14 protein-coding genes and 6 tRNA genes are annotated in these 17,379 nt (G+C 45.2%); 2 read left to right on the top strand and 18 right to left on the bottom strand.

The window, feature by feature from the left end; all coding sequences use genetic code 11:
• Positions 1-16: 16 nt before the first annotated feature.
• The 14 genes from ACIGBN_RS03105 to ACIGBN_RS03170 form a co-directional block, all read right to left on the bottom strand.
• Positions 17-92, bottom strand: a tRNA-Val gene (locus ACIGBN_RS03105).
• A gap of 28 nt (positions 93-120) precedes the next feature.
• Positions 121-196, bottom strand: a tRNA-Thr gene (locus ACIGBN_RS03110).
• Between the two features lie 42 nt (positions 197-238).
• Positions 239-314, bottom strand: a tRNA-Thr gene (locus tag ACIGBN_RS03115).
• Between the two features lie 53 nt (positions 315-367).
• Positions 368-443 (bottom strand) — tRNA-Thr (locus tag ACIGBN_RS03120).
• A gap of 68 nt (positions 444-511) precedes the next feature.
• Positions 512-587: transfer RNA gene (locus ACIGBN_RS03125), tRNA-Thr, on the bottom strand.
• 13 nt (positions 588-600) lie between these two features.
• A tRNA-Pro gene (locus tag ACIGBN_RS03130) sits at positions 601-677 on the bottom strand.
• A gap of 370 nt (positions 678-1,047) precedes the next feature.
• Positions 1,048-1,344 (bottom strand): integration host factor subunit alpha, encoded by a 297-nt coding sequence (locus tag ACIGBN_RS03135; protein WP_115898710.1) that lies wholly within the window; start codon positions 1,342-1,344, stop codon positions 1,048-1,050.
• 4 nt (positions 1,345-1,348) lie between these two features.
• Entirely contained in the window at positions 1,349-3,733 is a 2,385-nt protein-coding gene (gene pheT, locus ACIGBN_RS03140) for a phenylalanine--tRNA ligase subunit beta (RefSeq protein ID WP_396663605.1), read from the bottom strand.
• A gap of 22 nt (positions 3,734-3,755) precedes the next feature.
• Positions 3,756-4,751: a phenylalanine--tRNA ligase subunit alpha gene (pheS, locus tag ACIGBN_RS03145; protein WP_133003323.1), complete on the bottom strand. Its 996-nt coding sequence runs from the start codon at positions 4,749-4,751 to the stop codon at positions 3,756-3,758.
• A 128-nt stretch (positions 4,752-4,879) separates the two neighbouring features.
• A complete protein-coding gene (gene rplT, locus ACIGBN_RS03150; protein WP_115898707.1) occupies positions 4,880-5,236 on the bottom strand; it encodes a 50S ribosomal protein L20 in 357 nt (118 codons plus the stop codon).
• Positions 5,237-5,286: 50 nt separating this feature from the next.
• Positions 5,287-5,481: a 50S ribosomal protein L35 gene (gene rpmI / locus ACIGBN_RS03155; RefSeq protein ID WP_115898706.1), complete on the bottom strand. Its 195-nt coding sequence runs from the start codon at positions 5,479-5,481 to the stop codon at positions 5,287-5,289.
• Between the two features lie 64 nt (positions 5,482-5,545).
• Positions 5,546-6,079, bottom strand: coding sequence for a translation initiation factor IF-3 (gene infC / locus ACIGBN_RS03160; protein WP_115898705.1), 534 nt, complete (start codon positions 6,077-6,079; stop codon positions 5,546-5,548).
• 14 nt (positions 6,080-6,093) lie between these two features.
• The gene (thrS, locus tag ACIGBN_RS03165; RefSeq protein WP_133003322.1) at positions 6,094-8,025 is read right to left on the bottom strand and encodes a threonine--tRNA ligase; all 1,932 of its coding nucleotides are present in this window, start codon (positions 8,023-8,025) and stop codon (positions 6,094-6,096) included.
• A gap of 62 nt (positions 8,026-8,087) precedes the next feature.
• Positions 8,088-8,213 (bottom strand): hypothetical protein, encoded by a 126-nt coding sequence (locus ACIGBN_RS03170; RefSeq protein ID WP_396663609.1) that lies wholly within the window; start codon positions 8,211-8,213, stop codon positions 8,088-8,090.
• A 69-nt stretch (positions 8,214-8,282) separates the two neighbouring features.
• On the opposite strand from ACIGBN_RS03170, the gene ACIGBN_RS03175 reads away from it, so the two are divergent.
• Both ACIGBN_RS03175 and ACIGBN_RS03180 read left to right on the top strand, forming a co-directional pair.
• The gene (locus ACIGBN_RS03175) at positions 8,283-8,909 is read left to right on the top strand and encodes an O-methyltransferase (protein ID WP_133003321.1); all 627 of its coding nucleotides are present in this window, start codon (positions 8,283-8,285) and stop codon (positions 8,907-8,909) included.
• A gap of 96 nt (positions 8,910-9,005) precedes the next feature.
• Entirely contained in the window at positions 9,006-9,728 is a 723-nt protein-coding gene (locus tag ACIGBN_RS03180; protein WP_133003320.1) for a GIY-YIG nuclease family protein, read from the top strand.
• A gap of 122 nt (positions 9,729-9,850) precedes the next feature.
• On the opposite strand, the gene ACIGBN_RS03185 is transcribed toward ACIGBN_RS03180, so the two are convergent.
• From ACIGBN_RS03185 to ACIGBN_RS03200, 4 genes are all read right to left on the bottom strand, one after another.
• Positions 9,851-11,197: a class II 3-deoxy-7-phosphoheptulonate synthase gene (locus ACIGBN_RS03185; RefSeq protein ID WP_133003319.1), complete on the bottom strand. Its 1,347-nt coding sequence runs from the start codon at positions 11,195-11,197 to the stop codon at positions 9,851-9,853.
• Positions 11,198-11,239: 42 nt separating this feature from the next.
• Entirely contained in the window at positions 11,240-11,851 is a 612-nt protein-coding gene (locus ACIGBN_RS03190) for a helix-turn-helix domain-containing protein (protein WP_133003318.1), read from the bottom strand.
• Positions 11,852-12,007: 156 nt separating this feature from the next.
• Complete coding sequence (locus tag ACIGBN_RS03195; RefSeq protein ID WP_133003317.1) at positions 12,008-12,925, bottom strand: diguanylate cyclase; 918 nt, start codon at positions 12,923-12,925, stop codon at positions 12,008-12,010.
• A 6-nt stretch (positions 12,926-12,931) separates the two neighbouring features.
• On the bottom strand, positions 12,932-17,350 hold the full coding sequence (locus ACIGBN_RS03200; RefSeq protein WP_396663613.1) for a PAS domain S-box protein: 4,419 nt from the start codon (positions 17,348-17,350) through the stop codon (positions 12,932-12,934).
• Positions 17,351-17,379: the final 29 nt, after the last annotated feature.

A 17,379-nucleotide genomic window follows, 5' to 3' on the forward strand; every position in this document is an offset into this window, starting at 1 on the left:
CCCACTGTTTAGTAAGTGGTGGGTGTGGAGAGGTTCGAACTCCCGACATTCGCCTTGTAAGGGCGACGCTCTCCCAACTGAGCTACACACCCGACATAATTCAAATCGTTACCAAATTTATGGTGCCGCCACCAAGAGTCGAACTCGGGACCCTCTGATTACAAGTCAGATGCTCTACCAACTGAGCTATAGCGGCTTAACGCTGAATCAATTTTCTATACGACTCAATAAAGAGAAGTGGTGCCGCCACCAAGAGTCGAACTCGGGACCCTCTGATTACAAGTCAGATGCTCTACCAACTGAGCTATAGCGGCATAACCATTTACCACGACGCAGTTTACTTTTACTTTCATCTTCTATTAGAAGATGGTGCCGCCACCAAGAGTCGAACTCGGGACCCTCTGATTACAAGTCAGATGCTCTACCAACTGAGCTATAGCGGCTTTAATAAAAGCAAAATCTATTTTTTATTCATTCCCTCTAAAAGAAGAAAAGAACTTTGACCAAAATATGGTGCCGCCACCAAGAGTCGAACTCGGGACCCTCTGATTACAAGTCAGATGCTCTACCAACTGAGCTATAGCGGCATTTCTCAATTTTTGGTCGGGACGGCAGGATTTGAACCTGCGACCACTAGCACCCCATGCTAGTGCGCTACCAGGCTGCGCTACGCCCCGATGCAGGCAGCAACACTGTCGCTGTCAGCGGGTGCGTATATTACTATAACGAATTGAAAAGGGAAGGGTTTTATAAACTTTTTTTCAATTTAATCAAAACTATTGGTTACTGGCAAAATATTGCTTACCTATTGATCTAAATGTACTTATAACCAAAACCTTCAGCCAGCCATCAGGCAAAGCCACCTACCTTCTATTCACCATTATACACTGTCTGTTCGCTGACGCGTTCGCCAAGCCCATCCAGTGCGCTCATTGGAACTCCTCCCCTTCCCTACCAAGCAAGACACTAAAAACAAAAAAGCCACCCCGAGGGATGGCTTTTTGAAAGAACCAAGCAATGCTTTTATAAGTGCGATAACAAGAGCACTTACTCTTGCATGTAGTTCTCAACCTTCGACTTAAGCTTTTGCCCTGGTCGAAAGGTAACAACGGTTCGAGCAGTAATAGGAATCTCTTCACCCGTTTTAGGGTTACGACCTGGCCGTTGACTCTTCTCGCGAACTTCAAAGTTACCAAAACCTGATAACTTCACTTGCTGTCTCTCAACAAGAGATTCTCGGATCACATCAAAAAAACCTTCTACAAGATCTTTTGCGTCCTTTTTAGCAAGACCTACAGAATCTACTAAATTTTCGGCCAAATCCGCTTTTGTCAACGATGCCATAAGATTACCCCCTTACAACGGCCCCTAACTTCTCAGCTAATGCCGCAACAATTGTTTCGACAGAATTGTTTACTTCTTCATCACTAAGAGTGTGGGAAGGATGCTGCCACGTCAAGCCCAAAGCGACACTTTTTTTCGTCTCATCAATACCTTGGCCTTGATAGACGTCAAAAACAAGCACCTCTTTAAAGGCATCTCCCGCGAATTCAGAAATGACTTTTTCCAAGTCAGCAACCGGCACCGAACGATCTACCAGCAAGGCCAAATCACGGCGCACTTCAGGGAATTTTGAAATTGCCTTGTATTCTGGCAACTTCGCATCGATCACAGCCGCTAGCGCAATATCAAAGACATACAAAGGCTGATTGGCCCCTAATGTTTTTGATAGCTGAGGGTGCAACTCACCCAAGATACCGACAAACTCGCCATCTACAAATACATCAGCAGAACGACCAGGATGCAAGAACTCACACTGAGAACGCTCATACGTAGGCTGACGACCATCATTCAAGTCAAACAAAGCATCCACATGCGCCTTAAGGTCATAGAAATCGACCTTATCGCTATTATGGTACCAAGCTTCAGAATCACGACTACCGGCAATCAATCCTGAGATTTGTTGCTGCTGATCCAATTCATCCAAAGCATCGACCGTACCAATAAAACGGCGACCCGTTTCAAACAATCGCACGCGAGACTGCTGACGATTCTGGTTATGCAAGTACGCCTTCACCAAACCTGGGATCAAACTCGGACGCATCACACCCATGTCCGCAGAAATAGGATTAGCCAATGGCACCGGCTCGATGTCCGGCAAGAATTGCTTACTTAGCACAGGATCAATAAAGCTGTAAGTAATCGCCTCTTGATAGCCATGAGCAACCAACACAGAGCGCAACGCTTGAATAGGTGTTTTACTTTCAGATTGAGGTGTGAAATTCACCGCAGCCTGAGGCATAGAAGAAGGCAAATTGTCGTAGCCGTAGATACGCGCCACTTCTTCGATCAAATCCGCTTCGATGGCAATATCAAAACGATGGGACGGTGCTTTCGTTGTCCAAGCTTCATCCGTCACTTCAAGCATCTCAAGACCAAGACGGGTAAGGATATCCGTCACTAGGTCTTTGTCGATTGAAACAGCCAAGTATTGATCTAGCTTCTTACGACGCAAAGTAACCACAGCCGCTTCAGGCAAAGACGCTGGCGCCACTTCTCGAACAATAGGACCCACTTGTCCACCGGCAATTTCAAGCACTAACGCGGTAGCACGCTCAATCGCCTTCTCTTGCAATGTCGCATCGACACCACGTTCAAAACGATGAGAGGAATCAGTATGCAAGCCATAAGAACGCGCCTTACCAGCCAGCGCGATAGGCGCAAAGAAAGCACTCTCAAGGAAAACGTCTTGTGTATCGACATTCACCCCAGAACCTTCGCCACCCATTACGCCAGCAATGGCCAACGGCGCCTTGTCATCCGCAATAACCATAGTGTCTTCACGAAGAGACACTTCTTGGCCATCCAACAAGACTATTTTTTCGCCAGCCGTCGCCATACGAACAACAACCGATCCAGACAAGTTGGCCAAATCGAATGCGTGCATTGGCTGACCCAGCTCAAGCATCACATAGTTCGTAATATCAACAATAGGGTCGATTGAGCGAATTCCGCTACGACGCAGCTTCTCTGTCATCCATAAAGGGGTTTCTGCGCCAACATTAACGCCGCGAATAACACGCCCCAAATAACGAGGACAAGCGTCAACCGCTTCCACTCGAACAGGGAATGTGTCATCAATTGAAACGTCTGCAGCAGTAACAACCACTGGAGTAAGGTCCACTTTATTCAACACACCCACTTCACGAGCCAAGCCCGCTAAGCTCAAACAGTCACTGCGGTTTGGCGTTAGATCCACATCTATAATCTGATCATCTAACCCCAAGAAAGCACGAAAGTCTTCGCCGGTCGGAGCCGCAGATGGCAACTCCATAATGCCGTCATTGTCATCGCTCACACCCAATTCAGAGGCAGAGCACAACATACCAAAAGACTCAACTTGGCGAAGTTTGGCTTTCTTGATTTTAAAATCCGCACCTAAGACAGCGCCAATTTTCGCAAACGGAATCTTGATGCCTGCACGCGCGTTTGGCGCACCACAAACAACCTGAAACTGTTCAGCACCATCAGACACTTGACACACTTGCAGCTTATCCGCATTTGGGTGTGGTTCAGCACTGATAATTTCACCCACAACCACGCCTGAAAACTCAGCCGCAACAGGCAAAACCTCATCTACTTCAAGGCCAGCTAGGGTTATTTGAGCCACCAAATCATCGCTACTGATGCTTGGATTGACCCACTCTCTTAGCCAATTCTCACTAATTTTCATAAAAACATCCTAGGTCGACTGGTTACTTAAACTGCTTAAGGAAACGTAAATCGTTCTCAAAAAACATACGAAGGTCGTCTACTTTGTAGCGCAACATAGCAAAGCGCTCTACGCCCATGCCAAATGCAAACCCTGTGTATTTTTCGGAATCGATGCCCGACATCTCAAGCACTTTAGGGTGAACCATGCCACAACCCAATACTTCCAACCAAGACTCTTCGCCTTTGCTGTTGGTACGCATGATATCCACTTCAATCGAAGGTTCAGTAAATGGGAAGTAACTAGGACGAAAACGCACTTTAAGATCGTCTTCGAAGAAGACATTCAAAAACTGCTGCAAAATACCTTTCAAGTCGGCAAAGGAGATATTCTCATCAATCAACAAACCTTCGACCTGATGAAACATCGGCGTATGCGTCTGATCTGAATCACAACGATACACACGACCAGGACAAATAATACGAATTGGCGGCTGAGAGGTCTCCATGGTGCGCACTTGCACTGGAGAAGTATGCGTTCTCAATACCGTTGTCGGATTAAAATAGAAGGTATCCTGCATCGCTCGCGCCGGATGGTGCGCAGGAATATTTAACGCTTCAAAGTTGTGGTAATCGTCTTCAATTTCTGGCCCAGCGGCCACATCAAAGCCAATCCCACGGAAAAAGTTTTCAATACGCTCCATTGTGCGTGTTACTGGATGCAGACCACCAATTTCCTGGCCTTTCCCTGACAATGAGATATCGATTGTTTCGGTTGCTAATTTTGCATCCAGAGCCGCTTTGGCAAGCTTACTTTTGCGTTCAGTGATTTTTTCCTGAACCTGGCCTTTGGCTTCATTTACCAACTGCCCAAATTTTGGTCGATCTTCTGCAGAAACGTTACCTAACTGTTTCAGCAAAGCGGTCAAAGCCCCTTTCTTTCCTAGGTAATGCACACGCACATCATCCAAGGCGGACTCGGTTTCAGACGCTGCTACTGCGTTTAACGCATCAGCAAGAATCTGTTTTAGATTCTCCATTTACATACTCCAAAAAATAAAATAGGGGAAGAGCGTTAGCTCTTCCCCTATTAAAGACTGCATTGGGTCATTTTTTCTATTAAGACAGGATCTTTCAAGATCAAATCACCCTAAGGCTACGTCAGAAATTAAGCCAAGCTAGCTTTCGCTTTTTCAACGATTGCAGCAAAAACTTCTTTCTCGTACACAGCTAGATCAGCCAATACTTTACGGTCGATTTCGATTGCTGCTTTTTTCAAGCCAGCAATGAAACGGCTGTAAGACAAACCGTTGATACGTGCAGCGGCGTTAATACGAGCAATCCACAATGCGCGGAATTGACGCTTCCGTTGACGACGGTCACGGTATGCATATTGACCAGCTTTGATAACTGCTTGTTTAGCTACACGAAATACACGGCTACGTGCACCGTAGTAACCTTTAGCTTGCTTTAAAATCTTCTTGTGACGGCGACGAGCCTGAACACCACGTTTTACGCGAGGCATAATATAAACCCTTTACTAAAAAAATAAATTAACTTAAAAAAACTCTACAATTAAATGTAAGGCAACATGCGAACAATAAGAGCTTTATCGCTTTGTGCGATTTGGCTCAAAGCGCGCAGGTGACGTTTACGCTTAGTAGACTTTTTAGTCAAAATATGACTAGTGTGGGACTGCTTATGTTTAAAACCATTCGCGGTACGTTTGAAGCGCTTAGCTGCGCCACTGTGTGACTTAATTTTGGACATGATAAAACCACTCTCGCATTCGTTAATGTTATCGTAATTTCTTAATAACCTAAGTTATTTAAAATTACTTCTTCTTTTTGGGGCCTAGCACCATAGTCAATTGACGACCTTCCATTTTCGCAGCTTGTTCCACTACACCATAATCGTCTAAGTCTTGAGCGACTCGATTCATAAGTTGCATGCCAAGCTCCTGATGGGCCATTTCACGACCGCGGTATCGTAGTGATACTTTGGCCTTATCCCCGCCTTCAAGGAAACGTATCAGGTTGCGGAGTTTTACCTGATAATCCCCTTCCTCCGTCCCTGGACGGAATTTCATTTCTTTTACTTGAATCTGCTTCGCATTTTTCTTTTGAGCGGCTTTTGCTTTCTTCGCTTCAAAGATATGCTTACCGTAGTCCATGATTTTACAAACAATGGGATCTGAATCAGCAATTTGAACTAGATCAAGCGTTGCTTCTTGAGCCGCCTTTAGCGCCTCTTCAAGAGAGACCACGCCAACTTGTTCACCGTCAGCGGCGATTAAACGCACTTCAGTGGCTCGAATGTTTTCGTTGATTAGAGGACGCTGCTTGCTCGCATTACGTCCACGATTCATATTACCTTTTATAACTATTTCTCCATTTCTTGTTTACGGCTACGGTGAGCAACTTCTGTTTGAAGCAGATCTTCAAAATCAGAGATACTCATCACCCCAAGATCTTCGCCGGTACGAGTTCGGACAGCAACTTGTTGCTGCTCCACTTCTTTGTCCCCAACTACGATCATATAAGGCACGCGTTGAAGAGTATGCTCGCGAATTTTAAACCCGATCTTCTCGTTTCTCAAGTCAAGTTTTGCTCTAAAGCCGTTTGAATTTAATCTTTTTTCCAAATCAGAACAATAATCTGCCTGACGATCTGTAATATTCATGATAACAACTTGTTCAGGCGCAAGCCAGACCGGAAAGGCACCTTCTGTCTCTTCGATCAAAATACCGATAAATCGCTCCAACGAACCAACAATGGCACGGTGTAACATAACCGGTGTTTGGCGAGAACCATCCTCTGACACATATTGTGCGTTTAAACGAGTCGGCATCGAGAAATCGACCTGGATAGTACCACACTGCCAAACACGACCAATCGCATCTTTCAGAGAGAACTCAATCTTAGGACCATAGAAAGCCCCTTCACCAGGCAACTCTTCCCAATCCAACTCAGCAGCATTCAATGCGTCTGACAAGGCTTTTTCCGCTTTATCCCACACTTCATCAGAGCCAACACGCTGCTCAGGACGAGTAGATAAACGGTAAATAATCTGATCAAAACCAAAGTCTGCATACACTTCGTGCAACAGATCAATAAATTCGGATACTTCTTGCTGAATCTGACCTTCCGTAACAAAAATATGGCCATCATCTTGAACAAAGTTTCGCACTCGCATAATACCGTGCAATGCACCAGAAGGTTCATTACGGTGACAAGAGCCGAACTCAGCCATACGGAAAGGCAGGTCGCGATAACTCTTCAGGCCTTGATTATAAACCTGAATATGACACGGACAGTTCATTGGCTTCACAGCGTAATCACGGTTCTCTGAATGAGTCGTAAACATGTTTTCATGATACTTACCCCAATGCCCAGACTTCTCCCAAAGCACACGGTCAACAATCTGAGGGGTTTTAACCTCTTGATAATTGTTTTCACGCTGCTTGTTACGCATGTACTGCTCAACCGTTTGGTACAAGCTCCAGCCTTTTGGATGCCAGAACACCATACCTGGCGCTTCTTCTTGCACATGAAACAGATCCAGCTTTTTGCCCAACTTACGATGGTCACGCTTCTCTGCTTCTTCAATGCGCGTCAAGTACGCCTTCAATTCTTTTTTATCATTCCATGCTGTGCCATAAATACGCTGCAGCATTTCATTATTAGAATCACCACGCCAATAGGCACCTGCCAACTTCATTAATTTAAAGTGGCGTAATACGCGAGTATTCGGAACGTGAGGACCACGACACATATCGACGTATTCTTCATGGTAATACAAGCCAACACTTTCTACTGAGTCATCCAATCCATCAATCAAAGATGTTTTATAAGACTCACCACGCGCTTCAAATTCAGCACGCGCTTCTGCAATCGGCGTCATTTTCTTAACAACGTCATAATCGGTTTTTACCAACTCAGTCATGCGCTTTTCAATAGCAGCCATGTCTTCTGGGGTAAAGGAACGTTCGTATGCGATGTCGTAATAAAACCCTTCATCAATAACCGGGCCAATCGCCATTTTTGCCGTTGGGAACAATTGCTTTACAGCGTGCCCAACCAAATGCGCAAATGAGTGACGAATGATTTCGACCCCTTCAGGGTCCTTACCGGTTACGATGCTGATGTCTGAGTCGTCAGAGATCAGTTCGCAAGCGTCTACTAAAGTACCGTTAATACGGCCAGCAACGGTTGCTTTTGCAAGACCTGGCCCGATATCTTCAGCCACTTGCATGATAGTAACTGGGTTAGAAAAAGTACGTTGACTGCCGTCAGGCAAAGTAATTACAGGCATTTTTTTCTCCTATTGGAGTCAGTGGTGCTCCATACCAAAGAGCACATGTCAATTTAAGCCGCTTAAAATAGCATTTTTGCAAGTATCTTGCGAACGCTAATTTGACCATATCCCACGGCAAAAGCCGAAACAAAACCCAATAAAAGAGAATGCTGGAAAATCAAGGCTTTTTTCTTAGTTTTAGCCATAGACATTCTCCCTGTGCGAGGTAAAATTACCCTCCGTTTCGCAACACACTTTGATATCTGAAAGGCCTTATGGATCTTAACTATCTTGACGACTACTGCATTGAGACTACTCAATCAGAACCTGATCTTCTCATTGAATTGGTCGATAAAACCTATTCGGACATGGGATACCCAAATAAGTTGTCTGGTAAAATCATTGGCCGCACCTTGAAGATTCTTGCCACGATCAAGCAACCTAAACGCGTTTTAGAAATCGGTATGTTTACCGGTTACTCTGCTTTATCCATCGCTGAAGGCATGCCTGATGACGGCGAGATTATCTGCTGTGAAACCAACCCTAGAGCAATTGAATTTGCTCAATCCTTTTTCGATCGTAGCCCCCATGGACACAAAATCAAACCGATTTTTGGTCCTGCGCTGGAGACGATTCAAAACCTTGAAGGTCTTTTCGACCTCGTCTTTATCGACGCTGATAAACGCAATTACCTGAATTATTACCAAGCTGTTGTACCGCTAGTAAGTAAGGGTGGCTTAATCATCATTGACAACTCTTTATGGCAAGGACGAGTTCTTGATCCTAAAGAGAACAGCGATCTCGCTGTCAATGAGCTTAACCGTGTGATTGCACAAGACAGTCGAGTTGAGAATGTTCATCTCAATGTCCGCGACGGACTGAATCTCGTCGTAAAACACTAAACTCTATTTTTCTATAAACCCGATTTACTTTTGGGCAACCAGAAGTAAGTCGGGTTTATGTGCTATTCAAAAGATACTAAGTAAGAGGCAGCGATTTTGGTCGTTTTTAAAATCACAAATAATATCACTGGCAAACATTATATTGGCACTTCTTTCAATAGCGGTTTCCAACGCTTTGAGCAATACGTAGAAGCAGCAAATGAAGGTTTGGATTTTCCACTGTATGACGATATCCGAGAGCACGATTTAAGCGCCTTTGCGGTTGAAGAACTCTTCGAAACAGATGACAAACAAGAGCTTTACGAACTAGAAAAAGACTATGTTTCCATCTACAACGGAGAAAGCCTAAGAGGCTACAAGATAGGCCAAACAACGGCAAAAGCCGCTGGATTAAGCTTTGGCAAAAAGGCCATGTTTGACGCGAATGGCGTCTCTACTGCCGAGCAGCCGAAGAAAACTCGAAAGGCCGCCGCAAAAAAGTCAATTGAGCTACCAATTAAAAAAGAAGCTGCTCCGAAGCCGACGGCCAGCTCCTTTTTTGGTGAGCTCATTGGCGAAGATCGCTTAGACTCTCCTGCATCGACCGTGAAAGCAGCAGACCCAACAAAACCTTCCGACATCACGAAAGTCGAACGCCCGAAAAGCAAAGCCAGCATTCAACGAATGCTTCGCGAAGCAGAAAAAACGGCGAAAAAAGAACGTGAAGATAAGCTAAAAGCACAGCAACAAGCAGAAGCTGAAGAAATGGCGTTGATCATGGCGAAAATTGATATCACATCAAAAACCGCAACATCGTCTTTCCGTCGCCGTAAAGGCTAAGCTTGATCATCAGAGCACAACGACTCTGATACAAAAGATCGTTACACTAAAAAGCCCAGTGAATCTTCATTCACTGGGCTTTTTTATTGCGAAATGAACGCAAACAATAGACCGCCTCGATGTTAAGCGCGCGCTTTTTTCAAGGTGTCAGATATCATAAACGCCAATTCTAAAGACTGATCCGCATTTAGACGTGGGTCACAATGGGTATGGTAACGATCAGCCAGATCCGCTTCCGTCACTTGAAAAGCACCACCGACGCACTCAGTAACATTCTGACCTGTCATTTCAAAATGCACACCACCGGCATAACTACCTTCAGCGTTGTGCACTTGGAAAAACTGCTGAACTTCACGCAACACATGATCTACGTGGCGGGTTTTATAACCCGAACTCGCTTTCACTGTATTACCGTGCATTGGGTCACTGCTCCAAACCACTTGCTTGCCTTCTTTTTGAATGGCGCGAATCAGTTTAGGCATGCCCTCTTCAACCTTATCAGCCCCCATACGGACGATGATATTCAAACGGCCTGGGTCATTATTAGGGTTCAAGGCATCGCATAGGCGCAACAGATCTTCTGGGTCCATCGTAGGCCCCGCCTTCACACCGATTGGATTGTTTACGCCGCGTAAGAACTCGACATGTGCCCCATCCAACTGACGGGTACGATCACCAATCCACAACATGTGAGCAGAACAGTCATACCAGTCGCCCGTTAGACTGTCTTTACGCGTCAATGCTTGTTCGTAAGGCAATAACAAGGCTTCATGAGAAGTATAAAACTCCGTTTCCTGAAGCTGAGTCAGTCCACCACCGACACCGCACGCTTCCATAAACTGCATCGCATCGTCAATTTTGTCAGCAATGCCTTGAAAACGCTCGCCCGCTGGGCTGGCTTTCAAGAAATCTAGATTCCATTGATGCACTTGATTCAAGTCGGCAAAACCACCTTGAGAGAAGGCGCGCAATAGATTCATAGTTGCGGCACTTTGATTATACACTTGCACCAAACGCTCTGGGTCTGGCACACGCGCCGCTTCAGTGAACTCAATACCGTTAATAATATCGCCGCGGTAACTTGGCAACTCAACACCATTAATGGTTTCATTGCCGGCAGAACGGGGCTTAGCAAATTGCCCAGCCATTCTTCCCACTTTGACAATTGGGCATTTTCCGGCGTAGGTCAAAACCACCGCCATCTGCAACATCACTTTGAATGTGTCGCGAATATTATCAGCATGAAATTCAGCAAAACTTTCTGCGCAATCTCCGCCCTGCAATAAAAAAGACTCGCCTTTTGCCACTTTAGATAACGCGGATCTTAATTGACGCGCTTCACCAGCAAACACCAAAGGAGGCATTTTACCCAGCGCACCTTCGACACGAGCCAAGTGCTCTGCACTTGGGTAAACAGGCTGCTGCAACGCAGTTTTTTCTCTCCAGCTGGCTGGATTCCATTGATTCATAACTTCTAAAACCTTCTTATTAATCATTACTCTGGCGTCGATCTAACGCGCGACGACCCAGAGAATTTCTGCATCTTTACTAGACGTGGATACAACGGTGTGACCCATACTGGCATCATAATACACACTGTCTCCCTCTTTTAATTCAATTGGTTCATAGAGCTCAGAGAAAAAATTAATCTTCCCCTCTAGCACCAATAAAAATTCTTCCCCATCATGACGCACCCACTCCTTGAACTCATCAAAACTCCTTGCCCGTACCTTGGTTTTAAAAGGCACCATTTTCTTTCGGCTGATCGAGAAGTTTAACAATTCATGCTCGTAAGTCGCCGTCGGGTGAGGCTCCCCCTTACCCTTGCGAGTAATGTCACGGCGCCCCGCAATGGAGTGCTCGCTGGCCTCGACAAAAAGCTGCGGCAGATCCATCCCCAGCCCTTTAATCAATTTTTGAACGATGGTGAAACTTGGTGACACTTGATCGTTCTCAATTTTAGAAAGAGTTGAACGGGCTATCCCTGTCCTTTTACTGACTTCCTCTAACGTCCACCCTTTGGTTAAGCGAATTTCCTTTACCCGCTTACCCAATTCCAAGGGTTCAACAAAGCGATCAGGTTCTGATGCTGTAGCAGTTTCTAAAGACGGTCGACTTACCATAATTCACCTATCTCATTCTAAGTCCCAAAAGTTTACTAAAAGAAACTCCGTTAACCTATGGTCTACACAGCTTCTATTGCAATAAAAACGAAAAATGCCCGCTAATGACGGGCATTTTTTGATTTTTATCAGTCGACCTTTGTCTATTGGCGTTTTTTACTCTTGATAAACCACCTGATTACGACCAGCTCCTTTTGCCTCATACAAACAGACATCGGCTTTTTTATAGATGGATTCTCTGGAATCCGTCTTGATATCAAACGCGACACAACCGACACTAATCGAGGTCTTAATTTCTATACCGTTATAGATAAATGGCTTTTCTGCGATCAACTGTCGATACCTTTCGCAGGCATCTTTTGCCTTCTTACCAACGCAATTAAAAATAACCACACCAAACTCTTCACCACCCACTCGTCCCAAAGCATCATCAGAACGCAACCCTTGAGACACCCGTTTCACCACTTCAGCCAAGACAAAGTCACCGGCATCGTGTCCATAATTGTCATTAACTCGCTTAAAATGATCTAAATCGAACAAGGCAAAAGAAAAAACAGACTCAAACCTCTTCGAACGCGCCACTTCCCGGTCCAGTACAGCTTCAAGCGCTCTACGATTTAAGATCCCAGTCAGATGATCCGTAGATGCTTGCGCCTCCAGCACATTATTAGCCAAAATAAGACGATGCCGCATATCAGCAATACGTTGCATTGCCAGCATTTTGGCAGACAGTACCTTCTGGTGAATTGGCTTAATCAAATAGTCGTCGCCTCCAGCACGAATCCCTTCATCAATATCTTCCGCTTCCGCGCTGGCGCTTAAGAAAATAATAGGCACCCACTCAAGGTTTCGAGATTCTTGGATGCTGCGGATTTTGCTCACCGCTTCAAACCCGCCCATTTCAGGCATTTGCACATCCATGAGGATGAGATCAAGCTCATTGGCGTCTTTGATGTACTGGATAATGGCCTGTTCTCCATTCACAGCCTCAATAACATCGTGCTCTAATTTAGACAAATACATTTTCAGTAAAAGTCGATCCGTATTAGTGTCGTCAACAATGAGTATTTTCATAAAACCTTATCGTTCTTTATTGAGCGCCTCAGAAAATAGCGTGTACTCTTTGATTAATAGCGTGATTAACGCACACACTTCTTGAACCTCTTCTTGCTTAGCAGCCTTCTCTATACGTTCTGCAAGTGCTGAAAGGTCACGCCCACCCAAGTTTTGGGAAATGGATTTCATACTGTGCGCGGCTCTAGCGATCGCCGTTAAATCCACACTTTCTTCACTGGCATTTTTTAGTGTCTCTATAATGCCCTCGGCATCAGAAAAGAAAGCTTGGAACAGTATTTCTAAATCCGCCCCTAATACTAACTTTAACTCATCCAATACAGCTTGATCCAATACCACCTTATCAGTGCCTATACCTTCTTCATTCTTATCGCTTTCGTGACTCAATTTTACGTCTCTACTAGATTCTTGCTGATGGAAATATTGTTTAAATAGTCGTACTAGGTCGCCCTTTTTAAAGGGTTTCGCAATGAGCCCATCCCCACCAGCACGCTCGACATCCGCTAACCTTTCGGCGTGAGCATCCGCTGTCAGTGCAAAAATGGGCGTACTACGATTAAGAGGGTCATTTTTTTCTATATGACGAATCGCTCTCATGGCCGTCAATCCATCCATAACGGGCATGTGCAGGTCCATCAAAATCAAATCTGGACGATGCTTTTGCCATTGTTGAACAGCAATTTCACCGTTTACCGCTTCGAGAATCTCAAAACCCATTTTCTCAATGAGGCCTCGCGCAACGGCGATATTAGCCTGCATGTCTTCAACGATTAGCACGCAACCAGAAAATTGCGGAAAGTCTTTTTCAGTATACAATGACGCTCTTTCACTCGAGGAGAAATACGACACCGGCTTGGCCAACACCTGGCTATTCAGCGCTGCATCCACGCCCAGTGACAACGAATGACTGTCTACCGGCTTGGTTAAACAGACATTCACACCCGCTTTTTGCAAAGAATCTTGCTTCAAGCGTCCTGAGGAAGAGGCCATGATAATAGCTGGCGCATAATCATTACCGCTTTGCTCGCGAATAAGGGCGCTCAAGGCCAATCCGTCTAACTCTGGCATTTGGTAATCCAAGATAATCAGATCGTACGGTTGCTTCTTAGCAGCCGACATTATCCGTTTATATCCCTCAACTGAGCTTAGCTCCTGATCACATTGAATACCAAGCTCTGACAGCTGATTAGACAAAATCATCAGGTTAATTTCATTGTCATCCACAATCAGTGCTTTCGCATGCTGCCATTGTGACAAATCCACACTTTCCGAAGGCTGTTTTAAATAACTCTCCACCAACGTAAGAGACACAGTAAAGGAAGAACCAACCCCTTCTTCGCTTTGCAGCATAATACTACCACCCATCAACTCCACCAGTTGCTTAGTGATCGCCAACCCTAACCCAGTGCCGCCAAATTTGCGTGTTGTTGATGAGTCTTCTTGCGTAAACGCTTTAAATAATGACGCTTGAGCACCTTTAGCGATACCAACACCTGAATCCGTTACTTTGATCGATAGATTGGCACGCCCCAGCTCACCCAGCGCCGACGCCACCGCCACAACGACTTGCCCTGTGTGAGTAAATTTAATGGCATTGCTGACCAGATTGATCAGCACCTGCTTGATCCTAAACGCGTCCCCGATGAAGTTGGTAGGCGTATAACTTGGGTATTCCACCAACAGGTCTAAGCCTTTCTTTTCGGCACTAACCATCAACAGGCGCACCACATCATAAAGCGTTTTCTCTAGATCAAAATCAACCGACTCAATCGCCAGCTGACCGGCTTCTATTTTTGAGAAATCGAGTATTTCGTTGATCAGCTCAAGTAAGCTTTCTCCAGATTCTTGGAGGATACCCAATTGGGAGGCTTGTTCAGTACTTAACGGCGAGAGTGAAAGCAACTCAGCCATCCCCAAAACACCATTAAGCGGGGTTCGAATCTCATGGCTCATGGTGGCTAAAAAGTCACTTTTGGCTTTATTTGCTAACTCAGCTTCATTACTGGCCTTGCGCAGAATCGCCTCGGTTTCAATCTGGGAAGTAATGTCTAAATTCACACCGATTAATTTCGGTGAGTGCCCTTCTCGGCCACATTCCAATACTCCGTTTGCTTTCAAATGACGAACCTGTCCATCCAAACGAACAATGCGAAAATCCGTATCAAAGCGCTCGCCACCCTGAATAAAAGTCTCTATTTTGTCATTGAGCGCCGCCACATCATCTGGGTGAATGCACTTTTTCCAGACTTGGTATGGATCACTCACCTCTTCTTTTTCCACCCCAAAAAGGCGATACATCCAATCATCCCAAACCAGTTCATTGGTGCTCAAATCCCACTCCCACACCCCTATCGACGCGGCATCAGAAGCCATAGAAAAGCGCTGATTGGCTCTTTGTCTCTCTTTTTCATCTTGCAATCGGCTTGTTATATCCGTCATATGCCCGATGTAACCTTCAATTTCTCCTTGCTTACCTTTAATCATGCTGCCCGCGGTCTCGCAATAAAATACGCGCCCGCATTTATTTACATAAGCCACACGCTCTAGTGGGTTTACCTTGACATCCGTGTCACTGTAATAGGCGTCCCCGATGCGTGAATATTCCTCTTCACAGGCATATAACATGGCGGTATTTTGGCCGACTATCTCGTCTGCAGAATAACCAAATAACACACAAAAAGCGGGATTTACCATGACCACTTCGCGGTGTTTATTGACCAAGGCAATGGCCGAGGGAGCATCAACGAACAAGGATTCAAACAGCCTTTTCTGCTCTAGCATTTCTTGCTCAACAGCAAGCTGCTGGGTACGATCTTGAAAAGTGATCACCGCGCCCTGCACCAGACCATTAATATCTCTCATCGCCACGCAGTTATACTCAGCAATAAACAACCCATTTTTGCCCCATAAAGGCTCAGCCAAAGACTGACTGCTTTCGCCTGTCAGTACGGTTCTACTGACTGGACATTCTAACAAAGGATAAGGCGTACCATCTGCCTGAGAATGATGCAGCAAAGGATGATGATACTGACCTAATAATTCTTCCAATTGATAGCCTGTTATATGGCAAGCCGCTTGGTTGGCAAAAATAATCTGGCCATCTGAATTTATACCAAGAAAACCATCGTGCGCAGAATTAAGCAGCAAGTGTTGCTGCTGCTCTGACGCTTGCAGTTTTTCCAGTGTATTGTGTCGTGTTATTTCATTACCAACCCATTGAGCCAGCAATTTCATGAGCTCTATGTCGTCTTCACTAAAGCGCTCTTCTTTTGGGTGTGGACTGGAGAAATTGAGCGTCCCCCAACTTTCCCCATCAATCTTAATCAATGCGCCTATGTAGGCTTCTAAACCAAAATTTTGATAACAAGGGTGATCTTTAATAGTGCTTTTAGAGGTGTGGTGAAAATAGGTAGGCTCACCATTATTTAAGGTGTGCACACAATAGGTCTGTCCTAAGTCAAATGCCATACCAGGTGACAATTCATTATCAGGAGAAACACAGTACTTAACGGTATAAGTGTTGTCATGGATCTTACTAATAATCCCTAATGGCAAACCATACTGAGACACACCCACCGCCAAAATACTCTGCAGCTTATCTTCTAGCGCCGTTGTTGAATTTGCTGTGATCTGATGGAGATTGCGAAGAGTCTGCAAGGTTTTCTGCTGAGGCGTGACATTTTGCGCAACGACATACAAGCCAACCTGCCTTCCTTGGTGATGCTTTGGCGTACACACCACCTCGAGAATCTTTGCAACCTCACCATCGCGATGCCTTAAGGTCAGTAAAAAGGTTGTTTTTTGGCCATTTAAAGCTGAGACAAGGGACTCTTTAGAGGTTTCATAGACAGCTTCACCAATCACCTCAGGTACCCGTTTGCCAATGACTTCATCCTGACTTAACTTAAAATCCTCCAAACATTTATCATTGGCAAAAGCAAAGCGCAGGTCGTTGTCTACAATGGCAATCATGCTGGTGTTTTTATTAACAAACTCAAACATGTCGTCGTGGGGAATAAGACGGGAAATGGCTTCTGCGTCGATCTTTTGCGACACAAGATGTTTAAGTGCCGCCTCAGCAAAACACAAGGATTGGCGCTGTTGCTCGGAAAAATGTGTGAACTCATGTTCACCAAATAAAATCAAATACGCAGGTTGCGAGGTGTCGGCATCAAGCCGTCTAACGATTAGGTTGCCTGATACTAAAATACCCTGCCAAAAGCTATCCTTGCTATCAGCAGCGTGGGTAAGGCTGGAAACGGACACATTAGACGATAAAGGAGCGCGTCGAAAAGACTGAACCAAGTGTGCCATCTTTGTATTCTGATCATCAAGCAGCACGCTATGATCAGAAAAAACGACCGCGGCCGATGTCATTTCCAAGAGGCGTGTCGCACTCTTTAACGCTGAAATCAATTCTATCATGTCATTCTAGGTCCCATCCTGATAAACAA

Source organism: Marinomonas sp. NPDC078689, assembly GCF_044542435.1.
Lineage (GTDB): Bacteria > Pseudomonadota > Gammaproteobacteria > Pseudomonadales > Marinomonadaceae > Marinomonas > Marinomonas arenicola.

What these genes read in the sequence shown, in the direction of transcription:
- infC (WP_115898705.1), bottom strand. Translation starts at nt 6,079, where the DNA reads ATGAATCGTGGACGTAATGCGAGCAAGCAGCGTCCTCTAATCAACGAA.
- ACIGBN_RS03190 (WP_133003318.1), bottom strand. Translation starts at nt 11,851, where the DNA reads ATGGTAAGTCGACCGTCTTTAGAAACTGCTACAGCATCAGAACCTGAT.
- ACIGBN_RS03170 (WP_396663609.1), bottom strand. Translation starts at nt 8,213, where the DNA reads ATGGCTAAAACTAAGAAAAAAGCCTTGATTTTCCAGCATTCTCTTTTA.
- ACIGBN_RS03200 (WP_396663613.1), bottom strand. Translation starts at nt 17,350, where the DNA reads ATGATAGAATTGATTTCAGCGTTAAAGAGTGCGACACGCCTCTTGGAA.
- rplT (WP_115898707.1), bottom strand. Translation starts at nt 5,236, where the DNA reads ATGCCTCGCGTAAAACGTGGTGTTCAGGCTCGTCGCCGTCACAAGAAG.
- ACIGBN_RS03175 (WP_133003321.1), top strand. Translation starts at nt 8,283, where the DNA reads ATGGATCTTAACTATCTTGACGACTACTGCATTGAGACTACTCAATCA.
- pheS (WP_133003323.1), bottom strand. Translation starts at nt 4,751, where the DNA reads ATGGAGAATCTAAAACAGATTCTTGCTGATGCGTTAAACGCAGTAGCA.
- rpmI (WP_115898706.1), bottom strand. Translation starts at nt 5,481, where the DNA reads ATGTCCAAAATTAAGTCACACAGTGGCGCAGCTAAGCGCTTCAAACGT.
- pheT (WP_396663605.1), bottom strand. Translation starts at nt 3,733, where the DNA reads ATGAAAATTAGTGAGAATTGGCTAAGAGAGTGGGTCAATCCAAGCATC.
- thrS (WP_133003322.1), bottom strand. Translation starts at nt 8,025, where the DNA reads ATGCCTGTAATTACTTTGCCTGACGGCAGTCAACGTACTTTTTCTAAC.
- ACIGBN_RS03185 (WP_133003319.1), bottom strand. Translation starts at nt 11,197, where the DNA reads ATGAATCAATGGAATCCAGCCAGCTGGAGAGAAAAAACTGCGTTGCAG.
- ACIGBN_RS03195 (WP_133003317.1), bottom strand. Translation starts at nt 12,925, where the DNA reads ATGAAAATACTCATTGTTGACGACACTAATACGGATCGACTTTTACTG.
- ACIGBN_RS03135 (WP_115898710.1), bottom strand. Translation starts at nt 1,344, where the DNA reads ATGGCATCGTTGACAAAAGCGGATTTGGCCGAAAATTTAGTAGATTCT.